Source organism: Nocardia sp. CDC159, from assembly GCF_023740735.1.
Taxonomy (GTDB): Bacteria; Actinomycetota; Actinomycetes; order Mycobacteriales; family Mycobacteriaceae; genus Nocardia; species Nocardia pulmonis.
Genome location: NZ_JAMRXH010000003.1, coordinates 171,322 through 186,675, shown reverse-complemented (window position 1 = coordinate 186,675; position 15,354 = coordinate 171,322). Strand labels below are relative to the sequence as shown.

Annotated in this window: 16 protein-coding genes; 12 read left to right on the top strand and 4 right to left on the bottom strand. The window is 69.8% G+C overall.

The window, feature by feature from the left end; translation table 11 throughout:
• The first annotated feature begins 14 nt into the window (after window positions 1–14).
• The 8 genes from NDR87_RS07780 to NDR87_RS07745 all read left to right on the top strand — a co-directional run bounded on the left by NDR87_RS07780 (window position 15) and on the right by NDR87_RS07745 (window position 7,133).
• A complete protein-coding gene (locus NDR87_RS07780) occupies window positions 15–1,022 on the top strand; it encodes a hypothetical protein (protein WP_251910441.1) in 1,008 nt (335 codons plus the stop codon).
• A gap of 233 nt (window positions 1,023–1,255) precedes the next feature.
• A complete protein-coding gene (locus NDR87_RS07775; protein WP_251910440.1) occupies window positions 1,256–2,419 on the top strand; it encodes a glycosyltransferase family 4 protein in 1,164 nt (387 codons plus the stop codon).
• A 10-nt stretch (window positions 2,420–2,429) separates the two neighbouring features.
• Complete coding sequence (locus NDR87_RS07770; RefSeq protein WP_251910439.1) at window positions 2,430–2,819, top strand: polyketide cyclase / dehydrase and lipid transport; 390 nt, start codon at window positions 2,430–2,432, stop codon at window positions 2,817–2,819.
• Between the two features lie 56 nt (window positions 2,820–2,875).
• Window positions 2,876–3,313: an SRPBCC family protein gene (locus tag NDR87_RS07765; RefSeq protein ID WP_251910438.1), complete on the top strand. Its 438-nt coding sequence runs from the start codon at window positions 2,876–2,878 to the stop codon at window positions 3,311–3,313.
• A 32-nt stretch (window positions 3,314–3,345) separates the two neighbouring features.
• Complete coding sequence (locus tag NDR87_RS07760; RefSeq protein ID WP_372494110.1) at window positions 3,346–4,542, top strand: ArsA family ATPase; 1,197 nt, start codon at window positions 3,346–3,348, stop codon at window positions 4,540–4,542.
• A complete protein-coding gene (locus NDR87_RS07755; protein WP_251910437.1) occupies window positions 4,539–5,183 on the top strand; it encodes a hypothetical protein in 645 nt (214 codons plus the stop codon). Before NDR87_RS07760 ends, NDR87_RS07755 begins: the two co-directional genes overlap by 4 nt.
• Window positions 5,180–6,271, top strand: a complete 1,092-nt coding sequence (locus NDR87_RS07750) for an ROK family protein (protein WP_251910436.1) — start codon at window positions 5,180–5,182, stop codon at window positions 6,269–6,271. Before NDR87_RS07755 ends, NDR87_RS07750 begins: the two co-directional genes overlap by 4 nt.
• Window positions 6,272–6,407: 136 nt before the next feature.
• On the top strand, window positions 6,408–7,133 hold the full coding sequence (locus NDR87_RS07745) for a 1-acyl-sn-glycerol-3-phosphate acyltransferase (protein ID WP_251910435.1): 726 nt from the start codon (window positions 6,408–6,410) through the stop codon (window positions 7,131–7,133).
• 170 nt (window positions 7,134–7,303) lie between these two features.
• Here the strand turns inward: NDR87_RS07745 and NDR87_RS07740 are convergent, their stop codons facing one another.
• Window positions 7,304–7,807: a polyadenylate-specific 3'-exoribonuclease AS gene (locus NDR87_RS07740; RefSeq protein ID WP_251910843.1), complete on the bottom strand. Its 504-nt coding sequence runs from the start codon at window positions 7,805–7,807 to the stop codon at window positions 7,304–7,306.
• A 144-nt stretch (window positions 7,808–7,951) separates the two neighbouring features.
• Here NDR87_RS07740 and NDR87_RS07735 point away from each other — a divergent pair, with 144 nt between their 5' ends.
• From NDR87_RS07735 to NDR87_RS07725, 3 genes are all read left to right on the top strand, one after another.
• Window positions 7,952–9,337 (top strand): class II 3-deoxy-7-phosphoheptulonate synthase, encoded by a 1,386-nt coding sequence (locus NDR87_RS07735; RefSeq protein WP_251910432.1) that lies wholly within the window; start codon window positions 7,952–7,954, stop codon window positions 9,335–9,337.
• A gap of 10 nt (window positions 9,338–9,347) precedes the next feature.
• Complete coding sequence (locus tag NDR87_RS07730; protein WP_251910430.1) at window positions 9,348–9,647, top strand: hypothetical protein; 300 nt, start codon at window positions 9,348–9,350, stop codon at window positions 9,645–9,647.
• A gap of 123 nt (window positions 9,648–9,770) precedes the next feature.
• Window positions 9,771–10,088, top strand: a complete 318-nt coding sequence (locus NDR87_RS07725) for a hypothetical protein (RefSeq protein ID WP_251910429.1) — start codon at window positions 9,771–9,773, stop codon at window positions 10,086–10,088.
• On the opposite strand, the gene pknB is transcribed toward NDR87_RS07725, so the two are convergent.
• The gene (pknB, locus tag NDR87_RS07720; RefSeq protein WP_372494123.1) at window positions 10,085–12,052 is read right to left on the bottom strand and encodes a Stk1 family PASTA domain-containing Ser/Thr kinase; all 1,968 of its coding nucleotides are present in this window, start codon (window positions 12,050–12,052) and stop codon (window positions 10,085–10,087) included. The two genes, NDR87_RS07725 and pknB, sit on opposite strands and share 4 nt — an antisense overlap.
• A 162-nt stretch (window positions 12,053–12,214) precedes the next feature.
• Here pknB and NDR87_RS07715 point away from each other — a divergent pair, with 162 nt between their 5' ends.
• Window positions 12,215–12,583, top strand: coding sequence for an Rv2175c family DNA-binding protein (locus NDR87_RS07715; protein WP_251910427.1), 369 nt, complete (start codon window positions 12,215–12,217; stop codon window positions 12,581–12,583).
• A gap of 215 nt (window positions 12,584–12,798) precedes the next feature.
• Here the strand turns inward: NDR87_RS07715 and NDR87_RS07710 are convergent, their stop codons facing one another.
• Window positions 12,799–13,746 carry a phytoene/squalene synthase family protein gene (locus NDR87_RS07710; protein WP_251910425.1) on the bottom strand — a complete coding sequence of 316 codons (948 nt, stop codon included), beginning with the start codon at window positions 13,744–13,746 and terminating at the stop codon, window positions 12,799–12,801.
• Window positions 13,743–15,344 carry an alpha-(1->6)-mannopyranosyltransferase A gene (locus NDR87_RS07705; protein ID WP_251910424.1) on the bottom strand — a complete coding sequence of 534 codons (1,602 nt, stop codon included), beginning with the start codon at window positions 15,342–15,344 and terminating at the stop codon, window positions 13,743–13,745. The genes NDR87_RS07710 and NDR87_RS07705 overlap by 4 nt, the downstream gene beginning before the upstream one ends.
• Window positions 15,345–15,354 lie beyond the last annotated feature (10 nt).

Below are 15,354 nucleotides of genomic sequence, written 5' to 3'. Positions count from 1 at the left end.
CAACCGAGGTGAGGATGAACGCGCTGGAGCGGGTCCGGACTTGGTTGACGGCACGGCGGCGTTTCGAATTCGTCGCCACCGTCGCCACGGTGATCGCATTGACCGCCATCACCGGTGCATTGGTGTTGCTACCGAAGTCGGCGCTGCCCAAGGTGCGGCCCGAACCGGCGGCCGCGCAGTTCGCGGCGCCGCTGCTACCCGCCGATCCGCAGCTGGCGGAGGTGCGGCGGATCATGGAGTCCTACGGCCCCGTTGTCGCTCAGCAGGTTTCGGGTGAGGAGGGGCAGCTGTCGGTGGTGTTCGGGCATCCGTATCAGCGCGGGGATGTGGATATCCTCGCGCGGGAAATCGGCCCGTCCATCGACTCGGTCACCGCGCTGTGGGGGCGGGACTGGTCGCGGGCGGCCGTGGTCGCGGTGACGTCGTCGGCCGCGGAATTCGCGGCGCTCACCCATGCGACCGGCCCGGTGTCGAGCGAGGTGGCCGCGGCCTCGGTATCGGATCCGTTCCTGCCAGGTTCCCGGCCCACGGGTCAGCGGGTGGTCTTCGCCGCAGACGCGGGCCGCCGTCTGGGCACCGACGGCCTGCGCGATACGTTGCGCCACGAGCTCACCCACATCGCCGCCCGCGCGCGGACCATGGACGGCTCCCCCCAGTGGGTCCTCGAGGGCTTCGCCGAATACTCCGCCCACCGCGGCGAACAGATCGGCTTCGCCCAACTGGCCCCCACCCTCACCGCCCGCGCCCGCGCCGGAGTCCTGCCCACCGACCTCCCCGCCGACGCCGACTTCGCCCCCACCCCCGGCAACAACGCCGCCCTCGCCTACGAACAGGCCTGGTCCGCCAACGCCTTCACCGCCCACCAATTCGGCGAACCCCGCCTGGTTGATCTCTACCACCGCCTCGCCACCGGCCCCCAAGACCAACCAGCCGTAGACGACGCCCTCCAGGACACCCTGGGAATCGGCCACTCCACCTTCATCTCCCGCTGGCGAGACTGGATCAGAGACCGCACCGACTGACCCTTGTCCGGACTCCGTCCGGACAAGGGAATCGAGCTGGGCCACCCCGGGAAGGGATCGAGCGGGGCCGCGCCGGGAAGGGATCCAGCGGGGCCGCGCCGCGCCGCTCCTCGCATTCCTGGCCTCGGCGCGCAGCGCCGAGGCCAGGGCCATCAGGACCTTGGGGCGCAAGCGGTTTCAAGGCGGTGTGGGGCGGGAATGGGGTGCCGGTGGGGCGGCAATAGACTCTGCGCATGGCGCGCACCCTGCTGGTTACCAACGACTTTCCGCCGCGGCCGGGGGGGATTCAGTCGTATCTGCATTCGCTGGCCGTGCGGTTGCCCGCGAATGAGTTGGTGGTGTATGCGCCGCGGTGGCGGGGGGACAGCCATTTGAAATTCGATGCCGAGCAGCCGTTTCAGGTGGTGCGGCATCCGACGACGCTGATGGTGCCGACGCCGCTGGTGTGGCGGCGGGCGGCGAAGTTGTTACGGGACGAGCGGTGCGACACCGTGTGGTTCGGGGCGGCGGCGCCGCTGGCGCTGCTGTCGCCGCTGCTGCGGGGGGCGGGGGCCGAGCGGATCGTGGCGAGTACGCACGGGCACGAGGTCGGCTGGTCGATGCTGCCCGCGGCGCGGCAGGCGCTGCGGGTGATCGGCGATCACACCGATGCGGTCACCTACGTCAGCAAATACACCCGCAGGCGATTCGCGGCCGCCTTCGGACCGCAGGCGGGGCTGGAGTATCTGCCGCCCGGCGTCGATACCGAGGTGTTCCGTCCCGATCCGGCGGCGCGCGCCGAACTGCGCGCCCGCTACGGGCTGGGGGAGCGGCCGACCGTGCTGTGCCTGTCCCGGCTGGTCCCGCGCAAGGGCCAGGACATGCTCATCCTGGCCATGCCCGAGATCCGCAAGCGCGTCCCCGGCGCGGTCCTGGTGATCGCGGGCAGCGGGCCCTACGAGGACAAGCTGCGCGGCCTGGCCGCCGCCCTCGACCTGGCCGACGACGTGATCTTCACCGGCCGCGTCCCCGCCGCCGAACTGGCCGCCCACCACACCATCGCCGATGTCTTCGCCATGCCCTGCCGCACCCGCGGCGCCGGACTGGACGTCGAGGGCCTGGGCATCGTGTTCCTCGAGGCCTCCGCCACCGGCGTCCCGGTGGTCGCGGGCAACTCCGGCGGCGCACCGGAGACCGTGCGGGAGGGCCGCACCGGCACCGTCGTCGACGGCCGCTCCCAGCAGCAGCTCACCGATGCCATCGTCACCCTGCTGTCCGATCCGGACACCGCCGCGGCCATGGGCGCCGCGGGCCGGGACTGGGTGAGCGAGCACTGGCGCTGGGATGTGCTCGCCGCCCGCCTGCGCGAACTGCTCGACGGAACTGTGCGATCGAGCCACGGCGGCGTCTCGAGCTAGGCTCGGGCGCATGAGTTCGATCCAGGTTGCCGACCAGACGTTCGTCGCCGCCCCGGGCAGTGCCGTCGCGGCGGTGCTGGCCGATCGCGACAGCTGGCGGCGCTGGTGGCCGGATCTGGCGCTCGAGGTTCGAGAAGACCGGGCCGAGAAGGGAATTCGCTGGACCGTCGCGGGCCCGCTGACCGGCACCATGGAGGTATGGCTCGAGCCCAGCCTGGACGGGGTGATCCTGCACTACTTCCTGCACGCCGAACCATGGAACGCCGCGCGCCTGACGCCCCGGGCGCTGCTGGCCGCCAATCGGCAGCGGCGGGTGGCCGGTAAGCGGATGTCGTTCGAGGTGAAGGCGCGCCTCGAGGCCGGGCGACCGGCGGGCGTCAGCCCCGTGCCCGTGCCCTAGTTCCGGCACTCGCCGGAAACCGTTGTCTCGCAGCCGGAAAGGAAACGCTTCCCGCCATGGCCGACCGGACCCAGAGGTCGATCATCATCGACGCCCCGTCGGATCGGGTGATGGCCGTCATCGCCGACCTGGAGTCGTACCCGGAGTGGGTGTCGGCCGCGCGCTCGGTGGAGGTGCTCGACAAATTCCCCGACGGCCGGGCCCGCACGGCGCGCTTCATCCTGGACGCCGGGGTGGTCAAGGACACCTACGTGCTGTCCTACACCTGGCGTCCCGACGGCAAGGCCGTCACCTGGCAGCTGGTCAGCGGTGATTTACAGAAGGCGCAGGACGGCACCTACGAGCTGTTCGACCAGCCCGACGGCACCACCCAGGTGAGCTACGAACTGACCGTCGACCTGACGATCCCGATGATCGGCATGTTCAAGCGCAAGGCCGAGAAGGTCATCACCGACACGGCCCTCAAGGAACTCAAGAAACGGGTCGAAGGCTGACGCGTCTGGAGCTGTTCATAGGCAAGGGCGGGGTGGGTAAGACGACCCTGGCCTGCGCCACGGCCATGTCCTACGCCCGCTCCGGACAACGAGTGCTGATCGCCTCGATGGATCAGGCCCACTCCCTCGGCGACGCCCTCGGCTTCCGCTTCCCGCACGATGCGGGCACCGTCCCCGGAATCACCTCGGTGCGGCCGGGACTCGACGTGATCGAGATCGATTCCCTTGCGCTGCTGGAGGATCGCTTCCGCGAGGCCGTGCGGATGTTCGCCGGTGCGGGCCACGAGCACGGGATCGACCTGGCCGCCCTGGACCCGGCCGAGCTGACCGGACTGCCCGGCGTCCAGGAACTGCTGATGCTCACCGAGATCGCCGATTTCGCCGACGAGGACGACTGGGACGTCCTCGTCGTGGACTGCCCGCCCTCGGCGGATATGTTGCGCATCATCACCGCCCCGGACACCCTGCTGGGCTATCTGGACCGGATCTGGCCCGCGCACTCCCGCGCGCTGAGCCTGGCCGGACCGGATCTGCGCCGGGCGGTGCTGGCCACCACCGTCGAACGGATCGCCGCGGCCGTGCGGTCGGTGCGCGACCTGCTCGCCGATCCCGAGCGCACCAGCGCACATCTGATCACCGGACCCGAGCGGGTGGCCGTCGCCGAATCCGCCCGGGTGCGTTCGGCCGCGGCGCTGCTCGGGCTGCGCCTGGCCGATGTGCTGGTGAACAAGGTGCTGCCCCCGGTCCCAGAGGGCGACGGCGCGCACCCCGCGCTGCGCTGGTATCTCGATCGCCGCGCCGAACAGCTCGAGGTCGTCGCCGACCTGCGCCGCCGCCTGCCCGATGTGCCGGTCCTGGTCGCCCCGCACAGCGGCCCGGAGCCGATCGGTCCCGACGCGCTGGATGCCCTGGCGCGCCTGGTGGATTCGCGCGGTAACCGGGTAGTACCCGAGGCAGACCCTATGCTTGGCGACGAAACGAGCGTACGTCTGGAATCGGGCACCGGCCTGCACTCGGTGTTCACCCTGTCGATGCGGCTACCCGTGGTCGACCCGGCGACGCTGCGACTGGGACGAGTGGAGGACGATTTGATCGTGGGAGCGGACGGGGTCCGGCGCCGCCTGCCGCTGGCACCGGTGTTGCGGCGATGCACGGTCGATGGCGCCGAACTCGACGGCGAACGGCTGGTCGTGCGCTTCCGCCCCGATCCGGAGGTGTGGCCGCGATGACCTCCACCGACTCCGACCCGCACGAGGACCACTTCGCCGAATTCGCCGAGGAGCTGCGGCTGCTTGCCGAGGCCGTGCTGGAACGGGTCGAACCGGTGCTGCGCCGGGCGGCCGCCGAGGGCCGCACCGACTGGGAGAGCTGCAGCTGGTGCCCGGTGTGCGCGGCGGCCGCGCTGGTCCGCGGCGAACATCACGACGTGGTGGCCGCGATCGCCGAGAACGGCACCGCCATCGTCACCGTGCTGCGCGAGGCGCTGGCCGGGGTTCCGGTCGATCCGGTGATGCCGCCCGAATTCGATCATGATGCGCCCCAAGACAATTCGCCGGAGACCAGCGGCGACGAGGTGCGCTCGGGTGATGCGGATGATGTGCCCGCCGAGCCCGATGGCACGATGGGCCGAGTGTCCGACGCCTCCGACAACTCCGCCGCCGCGGGCCGCCGCGGCGCATCGAATCGCGCCGGTGGTAAGCCCTCACTCGGTGCGACGCTGCTCGGCGCCCTGGCCGGGCGGGCCGCGACCGCCCCGGCCCGTGATTCCCGGCCGGAACCGAACGGTCAGCGACCGGGCGAGCACATACGTAAGGATCGATCGAGCGGCCGCTCGGGATACGTCCCGATTCCGGTGCAGATCAACCGATGACGACGCGGATCGGGCGGGAGGCCCCGCTGACCGTCGGAATCGATGTGGGCGGCACCAATATTCGCGCGTCGGTGGTCGACGGCGCGGGTGAGGTGCTCGACACCGTGCAGGCGCCCACCCCGCATTCCGAGCAGGCGCTCGAGGACGGTCTCGAGCGCGCGGTGCGTGAGCTGTGCGCCCGCCACGAGATCGGCGCGGTCGGGCTGGCGGTGGCCGGATTCGTCGACGAGACGCGGTCCTCGGTGCGGTTCGCCCCGCACCTGCCGTGGGAGGACACCCCGGTCGCGCTGCGGCTGGGCGAGCGGCTGCGGCTGCCGGTGATCCTGGAACACGACGCCAATGCCGCGATGTGGGCGGAGTACCGCTTCGGCGCGGCGGCCGGTGCGCGCAACGGCGTGCTGGTCGCGATCGGCACCGGCATCGGCGCGGCGCTGCTGGTCGGCGGCGAGCTGTACCGCGGAAGCTACGGTGTGGCGCCCGAACTGGGACATCTGCAGGTGGTGCCGCACGGCCGCGCCTGCCCGTGCGGCAAACGCGGCTGCTGGGAACGCTATTGCAGCGGAACGGCTCTGGTCGACACGGCCATCGAGATGTTGGCCACCGATCCGGTGCGCTCGACCATCCTCGCGCGCGAGGTGTTTCGCGATCCGGGCTCGCTGACCGGTCGGCGGGTGGCCGGGGCGGCCCAGGACGGCGACGAGGTCGCGCTGCGGGTGATGGCCGATTTCGCTCGCTGGCTGGGGCTCGGGTTGGCGTTCGTGAGCGATATCTTCGATCCGGATCTGATCGTGATCGCGGGCGGGGTGAGCTCCTCGGCGGCACTGTTCCTCGACGAGGCGCGCGAGCACTACGCGTCCGCGATCACCGGGGCGCGGCATCGGCCGCTGGCCCGCATCCGCACCACGCAACTGGGCGAGGCGGCCGGGATGATCGGCGCGGCGGAGCTGGCGCGAGCGGCGTTGGCGCCGGAGCGATCCGAGGGCCGACGCGACGGCGAGGCCGCGCCGGGCCGCCGGGCGACGGCGGGGGCGCGGCGTCCGGCGAAGGCCGCGGCGAGCCCGGACGGCAAGGCGGGTGCGCGCCGCTGACGGGTGTGTTCCGTGGCCGGTGTGAAATCCATGTGCGGGATTGGTCACAACTCGGTAGCAGCGGTAAAGTCGGCAACGGACGGTGGTGCCCGCGCAAAGAGGCCGGTCCCGGGAATCTCACAGGGGAAAGGACGCGATGTTCTACTGGCTGCTGAAGTACGTGCTGGTCGGACCCTTCATGCATCTCTACAACCGACCCAAGGTCGAAGGGGTGGAGAACATCCCGGCCGAGGGCGCAGCCATCCTCGCCGGTAACCACCTCTCGTTCACCGACTGGTTGTTCACCCCCCTGATGAGTCCGCGCCGAATCACCTACCTGGCCAAGGCCGAATACTTCACCACCCCGGGCCTCAAGGGTCGGCTGCAGAAGTTCTTCTTCTCCGGCACCGGGCAGTACCCGATCGATCGCAGCGGCGCCTCGGCCGCCGAGGACGCCCTCGAGACCGCGCGCAAGCTGCTGAAGGAGGGCCGCCTGGTCGGGCTGTACCCGGAGGGCACCCGCTCGCCCGACGGCCGGTTGTACAAGGGCAAGACCGGTGTCGCGCGCCTCGCGCTGGAGACCGGGGTTCCGGTGATCCCGGTGGCGCTGATCGGCACCTACGAGGTCTGCCCGCCCGGCCCGTTCCGCTGGCGTCGCCAGCAGGTCACGGTGAAATTCGGTAAGCCCATCGACTTCTCGCGCTACGAGGGCATGGGCGGCAACCGCTTCGTCGAGCGCGCCGTCACCGACGAGATCATGTACGAGCTCATGCGGATGTCGGGCCAGGAGTACGTCGACGTCTACGCCGCGAGCCTGAAGAAGGGCGTCCCCGCCGGCGCCCGCCCCGATGCCGAGCGCATTCCGGAGACGATCGCGAGCTGAGGTTTCCTGGACGCTGTGGCTCCGCCGGTCCGTCTACCGGCCGGCAGAGCCACAGGTTCGCACCTTTTCCAGGCCCTCGCACCCTTTACGGGCGTCCACAAGGGGTGCGAAGACACGGAAAGGGTGCGGCTGTTAGGTGCTCTGCCGGCCGGTAGGTTGGGTCGGTTGGGCTAGGACGCTTGGCGGCGTCGGTATGCTTCGATGGCCTCGAACTTGGCCAGGTTGTGCCGGGCGTCGGCGAGCGCGTCGTGGGCGTCGGCCGGCACGGGGGGAAGTGGTGGGCGGCCGGACATTTCCCAGTACTGACGCAGTTCGTTGGTGTAGCGCGGCATGGCGGTCGGCAGGTCGACCATCGAACCCCACAGCTGGCACAGCGCCACATGGTCGTAAGCGCCCACCCAGGCCCACAGCTCCGGCTCCACGCTCTGCCGCGGCAGGAAGAAGCGATACAGCTCGTCGCGGATCTGGTCGCGGCCGCGCCACAGCGGTGAGGCGGGGGAGGGGAGTTTGGGCAGGACATTGCGCCGCACCCACGGGCCCGCCTTGTCGGCATCGAATTCCGTTGAGACCGCGTAGTATTCTCGCCCGTCCTCGCAGACCACACCGATCGAGACCAGGTCGATGACCGTCCCGTCCTCGATGAATTCGCAGTCGTAAAAATATCGAAGCGCGATCGTTCTACTCCTCGTGTGCGGTCGGTCCGGTGGGCGGCACCGGCAACGGTCGATTCGAGCCTACGGACCACCTGACCTGGCCCGGCGCGCCGCCCCCAGACATCCGGGTACCCCATCCTCGGCTACGGTCATTATTCTGATCTGGTGAACTGGACCGTCGACGTACCGATCGACCGCCTGCCGGAACTGCCTCCGTTGCCCGCCGAGCTGCGTCGGCGCCTCGACGATGCCCTGTCCCGCCCGGCCTTACAGCAGCCGTCCTGGGATCCCGATCTGGCCGCCAAGATGCGCACCGTGCTGGAGAGCGTGCCGCCGATCTGCGTGCCCGCCGAGGTGGAGGAACTGCGCGAGCGCCTCGCCGAGGTGGCTCGGGGCGAGGCCTTCCTCATGCAGGGCGGCGATTGCGCGGAAACCTTCGCCGACAACACCGAACCGCATATCCGCGGCAATATCCGTACCCTGCTGCAGATGGCGGTCGTGCTCACCTACGGCGCCAGCCTGCCGGTGGTGAAGGTGGCCCGCATCGCCGGTCAGTACGCCAAACCGCGCTCGGCCGATACCGATGCCCTCGGCCTGAAGTCCTACCGCGGCGACATGATCAATTCCCTGGTCGCGGATGCCCAAGTGCGCGAACACGATCCATCGCGACTGGTCCGCGCCTACGCCAACGCCAGCGCCGCGATGAATCTGGTGCGCGCGCTGACCGGCGCGGGCATGGCCGACCTGCACAAGGTGCACGACTGGAACCGCGACTTCGTCGCCCGCTCCCCGGCCGGTGCCCGCTACGAGCAGATGGCCGAGGAGATCGACCGCGGCCTGGCGTTCATGAACGCCTGCCGCGTGCAGGACCCCAGCCTGCAGGCCGCCAAGATCTACGCCAGCCACGAGGCGCTGGTCCTCGACTACGAGCGGGCCATGCTGCGGCTGGCCGAGAACGCCGCGGGCGATCCGGTGCTCTACGACCTGTCGGCGCACTTTCTGTGGATCGGCGAGCGCACCCGCCAGCTCGACGGCGCGCACGTCGCCCTCGCCGAGCTGCTGGCCAATCCGATCGGCCTCAAGATCGGCCCGTCCACCACGCCCGAGCTCGCCGTGGAATACGTCGAGCGGCTGGACCCCAACAACGAACCGGGCCGCCTCACGCTGGTGGCGCGCATGGGCAACAACAAGGTTCGCGACGTGCTGCCGCCGATCATCGAGAAGGTCCAGGCCACCGGGCATCAGGTGATCTGGCAGTGCGACCCCATGCACGGCAACACCCACGAGTCCTCCACCGGCTACAAGACCCGCCACTTCGACCGCATCGTCGACGAGGTGCAGGGCTTCTTCGAGGTGCATCACGCGCTGGGCACCCATCCGGGCGGTCTGCACATCGAGCTGACCGGCGAGGATGTCACCGAATGCCTCGGCGGGGCCCAGGACATCTCCGATCTGGACCTCGAGGACCGCTACGAGACGGCCTGCGATCCGCGCCTGAACACCCAGCAGTCGCTGGAGCTGGCGTTCCTGGTCGCCGAGATGCTGCGGTGACGGGCGACGCGTGAACGTCGTCTTTCGCGGAGGCGGAACCCGCCGGGTCGGCCCGGCGGACCGCACGATCCTTCGGTTGCTGCGCGATCGCGACCGCGACGGAATCCCGTCGGAGGTCGTGCTGCGCGACGGCAGCCGCCTGCTGATCTTCAACATCTCCTGGGGCTACGATCCGGCGGCCGTATCGGCGCAGGTCACCACGAATATCAGCCCGGCGGTGGGTGGTGCGCCCGTGGACGTGTTCAGCACGTCCGCGGTGGTGGCGATCAACGATCCGGAGACGGGTGCGCCGCTGCTCGCGGTGGCCTAGCGGCGTATGGGCATAGTAAAAAGTTTGCTGAAGGATTGCTGATTCTGGTCACCTGAACTAGATTCGTTCGTGTCCCGTTCTTTACGCAATGGGCACCATGCGGGACCAGTTCTGGGAGGCCTGATGAAAAGGGTATCGGTAGCCGGGGAATTGCGAGTGGCTCCCGAACGGCGCGCGACGCCGTTGGCGCGACATGAGTTCGAGCAGGACGGCGTGCCGGTGTCGGTGGTGATCGAACGCCCCGAGGTCGACCTGGCCGGTATCGCCTGGCGCTGTCGCGTCAAGGTGCTGCGCGGTCCGGGCCGGCTCGAGCAGTCGCAGGTCGTCGGCGCGAGCGCCAGCGCGGTGCTGCGGCAGGCGCTCGAGCTCTGCTCGTCGCGACTGGGAATCAGCGAGGCCGAATTGCTGGGCGGCGCCAGCGTGGGGCTGGCGGCCGGTTAGAACGGCAGCACCGTCAGCGTGACGGTCGCGCCCGGCTCGACGGACGATCCGGCGAACGGGGTCTGCACCCGGACGGTGCCGTGATCGCCCGCGAAGACGCTGTTCAACACCACCTTCAGCCCCATGCCCTCCAACTGGGCGCGGGCGGAGTCGGCGGTCATGCCGGTGACGTCGGGGATCTTCACGGCATCGGAGACGATCAGCGCGATATTTCCGCCGGACAGCACGCTCTGGCCCGCGGCCGGATCGGTGCCGATCACCTGACCGGTCTTGATCTTCGAATCGAACTCGGTTCTGGTGTCGCCCACGGTGAATCCCGCCTTCTGCAGCGCGGCGGTCGCCTCCTCGACGGTCTTGCCGCGCACATCGGGCACCTTCACCGGCTGAGACCCCTTGCTGCGCACCACCTTCACCGAGGCCCCCGTGGGCAGGACGGTGCCGGGTTTCGGATCCAGTTGCGCCACCGTGCCCTTGGGAGCGGTATTGGCCGTCTCGCCGCCGTCGACCGGGCGCAGACCCGCGTCGCGGATGAGTTGCTCGACGGTCTTCACGTCCTGGCCGGGCTGGAACTGCGGCACCTGCGGTTTGCCGCTGGACACCAGGATCGCCACGGTCGAACCCTTCACGACCCGCGTGCCCGCGGGCGGATCGGTGCCCACCACGCCCCCGACCGGAATGATGTCGGAGGCACGGTTGCGCACCGTGGTGTCGAATCCGGCATTCCGCAGGGCCGTGGTGGCCTGGGGGGCATCCATTCCGGCGATCGGTGGCACCGCCGAATAGCGCGCCACCCCGAGGTACCAGCCGCCGATGCCCAGCAGGAGCGCCAGGGCCACCACGATGCCCGTCCAGATCAGCACGCGACGGCGCGAGCGACCGCGATCGTCACCGGCGTAGGCCGGGCGCTGCGGCGGGGGCGGGGGTTCGGCGATCGCGGTGCGGCCGTTGGACTCCGGGAGATGTTGCGTCGCGGTCAGCACCCGGGTCGGCTGGGGCATGGGCGGGCGCTGTTCGGGTAGTCGCGTGGTCGCGTCGGGCGTGGCGACCGGTGGGGCCGGGCGCGGCGGCGGGGCCGGGGTGGCGGGAACGGCGCGATAGCGGGTCGACAGATGTTCGGCCGATTCCTTCGGCGCGGGCACGCGGTAATCGGGTAGTCGCAGTTCAGCGGCGACGCGGCGCAGTTCGGCGGCCATCTCGTCGGCGTCGGCGAAGCGGTGCGCGGGCTCGCGCGCGGTGGCGCGGGCGACCAGTTCGTCGAATTGCGGCGGCACCCCGGCGATGAGGCGGCCGGGACTGGGCACATCCTTCTCCACCCGCTGATAGGCGATCGACAACGAGTTGTCGCCGGTGAACGGGGTTCGGCCGGTGAGCATTTCGAAGATGAGGATGCCGAAGGAGTAGACGTCGCTGCGCTCATCGGCGGTGCCGTCGGTGACCTGCTCGGGCGAGAGGTAGTGGGCGGTGCCGAGGATGACGCTGGCCGAGGTCATATTCGATCCGGCGACCGCGCGGACCAGGCCGAAGTCGGCGATCTTCACCTCGCCCGAATCGGAGATGAGCACATTCTCCGGCTTGATGTCGCGATGGATCAGCCCCGCGCGATGGGCGACGCCGATCGCGTCGAGCACCGGCTCGGCGACCGCACGGACCGCGTGCGGGGGCATCGGGCCGCGTTCGCGCAGCAGTTCGCGCAGCGTGCCGCCCTCGACCAGTTCCATGATCAGGAACGGGTAGTCGCCGTCGATACCCTGGTCGTAGACCGCGACCAGGGATGGATGCTTGAGCTTGGCCACCGAGCGGGCCTCGAATTCGAACCGCGTCAGGAATTGCGGATCTCCGGCGAACTTCGGATCCATCACCTTGATGGCGACCGGCCGGTCCAGTCTGGTGTCGACCCCCCGAAACACCATCGACATACCGCCCCGCGCGATCGGCGCGTCGATGCGGTAGCGCCCGTCCAGCATCTGGCCGATCAACTGCTGTCCTCCGACTTTCACAAAGCTCTCACCTCTCGCTTCGGGTGCGACAAGCGGATGCCGCCCCCGTGGCGGCTCACCCGATGGTATCGGCCGAATCGGTCAGGGTGTCTCACGACGGGCCCGGCGCGACCTACTACCGTTATGGACGTGAGTGCATTTCCATGCAGCGACGATGTTCTTCCGGAAGCGGTGACCCTGCTCCCGCTCCCGGATGTGGCCGAACAGCTCGGCATCCCCGTGACCAGGGTCCATCAGATGCTGCGCGATCATCAGCTCCTCGCGGTCCGCCGCGATGGCATAGCCGGGGTACCCAAGGATTTCTTCGACTCCACCGGAGCCGTGGTCAAACCCCTCCCCGGCCTGATCACTGTGATGCGCGACGCAAAGTACACCGACGAAGAAATCCTGGAGTGGATCTACACCGAGGACGAAACGCTGCCGGGCCGCCCGGTGGACGCCATCCACGGCCCCCTCGCCAGGGAGGTGCTGCGCAGGGCTGCTGCGGATCCGTTCTAACCCCTCGCTTCGCTCGGGGAATCGGTAAGGAGCCTCGGGGAGTCGGGAAGGAACCGCAGGGGATCGGGCACGGCCGGGGAGTCGGGAAGCAACCGTAGGGGATCGGGCACGGCCGGGGAGTCGGGAAGCAACCGTAGGGGATCGGGCACGGCCGGGGAGTCGGGAATGGCCGCCCTGCGGGGATCCGCCGTTCCCCGGCGCGGGGGCTGGAGTTTCTACTTGTTCCCCGTCGTGACGGCCCCCAGGCCGGAGCGACGGGGACTGCGCGCCCCCGCGAACTCCCTCGCGGCCACCCACAATCGCCGGTGGCCCGGTACCACCGCGCGGCGATCGAACACCGCGTACCCCGAGTGCTCGATCTCGTGCAGGATTTCCCCGTAGAGGAGCGCCGCGGTGCGGATGGCCGGGCGGACCCGGGGGTGCAGGAGGTCGATGCCCGGGACCGCGGTGCGGTAGAGGTCGCGGTTGAGGGCGATCAGGTGAGCCAGGGCGCGGCGGAGGCGGGGATCGGTGTGGGCGGTGCGGTGGCAGTGGTGGAGGAGGGGCTCGTCGACGCCGAAGGCGGTGAGGGCCTCGGTGGGGAGGTAGATGCGGTCGCGGTCGAGGTCTTCGGCGATGTCGCGCAGGAAGTTCGTCAGTTGGAAGGCCTCGCCGAGGGCGGCGGCCGCGGGTTCGGCGGTGGGGATGGGGACCACCGTCCCCAGGACCGGGAGTAGTTGCAGGCCGATGGCGGCGGCGGAGCCTCGCATGTACTCGCGCAGTTCGGACATGGTGGCGTAGCGGTTGCGGAACAGCGGGGAGCCGGGGACGTCCATGCGCATGGCGTCGAGGAAGGTGCGGAAGTGTTCGCGCGCGATCTCGTAGCGCAGGATGGTGTCGCTCACCGCGAACAGCACCGGATCGTCCGGCTCGCCCGGATCTCCGGCGACCAGTCGCTCGTCCAGGTCCTTCTCGATCCGATCCAGTTGCGCCGCAGCGTCTTCGGCCTGCCCGTCCACGATGTCGTCCACCGTGCGGGCGAAGGCGTACAGCGCGTGCATGGCCCGGCGGCGTTCGGGGGAGAGCAGCCGGGCCGCGAGGAAGTAGGTGCGGCCGTGGGCAGCGGCGATTCGTGCGCAGCGCCGATAGGCCGCCGGCTCGCCACCCGCGTCGGCACGATTCATTGCTTGGGTTTGTCGGCGCGTAGCCGCAGCGGATCCACCGTGCGCAGCGAGACCGCCGCCAGCACCGCGACGCAGGTGGCCGCCGCGACATGCCAGAAGTTGTACAACCCGATCGATCCGCCGGGCTGGAACACCAGCATCAACCATGTACACAGCCCCACCAGCACCATGAGCGTGGGCGTCGACAGCGCGAAGCCCGCCGCCAGTGCCAGCGGCCACGAGTAGTACCAGGGCAGCGCGGCCGGGGACAGGATGACGATCGCGACGAAGGCGATCAGGATGCCCAGCACCGCCTCGCGCTCGCTGTGCTTGAACCGCCACCACGTCCACACCAGGATCGCCACCAGCGCCAGCGCGCACAGCGCCCGGGTCACCGGCAGCACCGTCTCGAAGCGCAGCGGCGTCACCCAGGTGACCGCGTAGGCCAGCACGGTCGGCAGCGACAGCCAGTTGATGATCTTCTTCGAGCCCGACAGCGCCGTGAGCCAGCCGATGCCGACCCCCGCGGTCGCCGAGGCGGCGGCGAAGACGGCCGCGAACACGGCCAGCCCCAGCCCGCCGATCTTGAAGAACGTCCACAGCGGATGCGGCAGCGGGCCCTCGTTCTTCGCGGCCCGGCGCTCGCGTTCGTGAATCATCCAGATCCACACCAGGAATGGCAGCGCCACGCCCGCGGTCGCCTTGATGGCCACCCCGATCGCGATCACCACGATCCCGGCCACATGCCGATGCTCGAGTACCAGCGCGATGCCCGCGGCCATGAGCCCGACCATCAGCATCTCGTTGTGCACGCCGCCGATCAGATGGATCAGCACCAGTGGATTGAGGACCGCCAGCCACAGCGCGATCGTCGGCTTACCGCCCAGATGTTTGGTCAGATGCGGAATGGCCCACATCATCAGCGCCAGACCCGGCAGCATGACCAGCCGCATGGCGATCGTCCCGGCCACCACGTTGTCGTGGGTCACGGTGGTGATCACCCGCCCGAGCAGCAGGAAGATCGGCCCGTACGGCGCGGTGGTGTCGAGCCAGACCCGGCTCACATTGTCCAGCAGCACACCCGACTGCAGCCCCTGCACCGGGCTCACCCGGTACGGGTCGAAGCCGTCGCGCAGCAGCGTGCCCTGCGCCAGATAGGAGTAGACGTCCTGGCTGAACATCGGCACCGCGAACAGCAGCGGGAAGATCCAGATGCCCACGATCGCCCGCAGCTCGTTGAGCGTGACGGTGCCCGCGTGCCCGCCGGTCCCGATCGTGATGCGCCCCAACCGGACCCACGCCAGGATCATGGCCAGCACGCCCAGCCAGACGACGATCGTCGCGAGCGCGTACCCGTGGCCGAACCGCAGCCAGGACAGGTGCGCCTGCTCGAGCAGCGGATCGCTGCGGCGCACCGCGCCCGCCCCGAGACCGCCGAAGGTGATCATCAGCGCGCCCCAGAAGCCGAGCAGGGCGGCATGCCCCTCGGGGCTGCGCAGGAAATCGCCGACGCGGGTGCGCCAGCTCTGGGTGTGCGATACCGTCGCGGGGCCCAGGGGCAGCGACTCGGGGGTCACCGTGGGGGCCGCGGTGGCGGTATCCGGTTCGGGGGTCGGCATAGGTCGTCGT

Bases quoted from the DNA above. Each gene is read 5' to 3' on its own strand.
- NDR87_RS07780 (WP_251910441.1), top strand. From the start codon at position 15: ATGAACGCGCTGGAGCGGGTCCGGACTTGGTTGACGGCACGGCGGCGT.
- NDR87_RS07775 (WP_251910440.1), top strand. From the start codon at position 1,256: ATGGCGCGCACCCTGCTGGTTACCAACGACTTTCCGCCGCGGCCGGGG.
- NDR87_RS07770 (WP_251910439.1), top strand. From the start codon at position 2,430: ATGAGTTCGATCCAGGTTGCCGACCAGACGTTCGTCGCCGCCCCGGGC.
- NDR87_RS07765 (WP_251910438.1), top strand. From the start codon at position 2,876: ATGGCCGACCGGACCCAGAGGTCGATCATCATCGACGCCCCGTCGGAT.
- NDR87_RS07755 (WP_251910437.1), top strand. From the start codon at position 4,539: ATGACCTCCACCGACTCCGACCCGCACGAGGACCACTTCGCCGAATTC.
- NDR87_RS07750 (WP_251910436.1), top strand. From the start codon at position 5,180: ATGACGACGCGGATCGGGCGGGAGGCCCCGCTGACCGTCGGAATCGAT.
- NDR87_RS07745 (WP_251910435.1), top strand. From the start codon at position 6,408: ATGTTCTACTGGCTGCTGAAGTACGTGCTGGTCGGACCCTTCATGCAT.
- NDR87_RS07725 (WP_251910429.1), top strand. From the start codon at position 9,771: ATGAAAAGGGTATCGGTAGCCGGGGAATTGCGAGTGGCTCCCGAACGG.
- pknB (WP_372494123.1), bottom strand. From the start codon at position 12,052: ATGCTGGACGGGCGCTACCGCATCGACGCGCCGATCGCGCGGGGCGGT.
- NDR87_RS07710 (WP_251910425.1), bottom strand. From the start codon at position 13,746: ATGAATCGTGCCGACGCGGGTGGCGAGCCGGCGGCCTATCGGCGCTGC.
- NDR87_RS07705 (WP_251910424.1), bottom strand. From the start codon at position 15,344: ATGCCGACCCCCGAACCGGATACCGCCACCGCGGCCCCCACGGTGACC.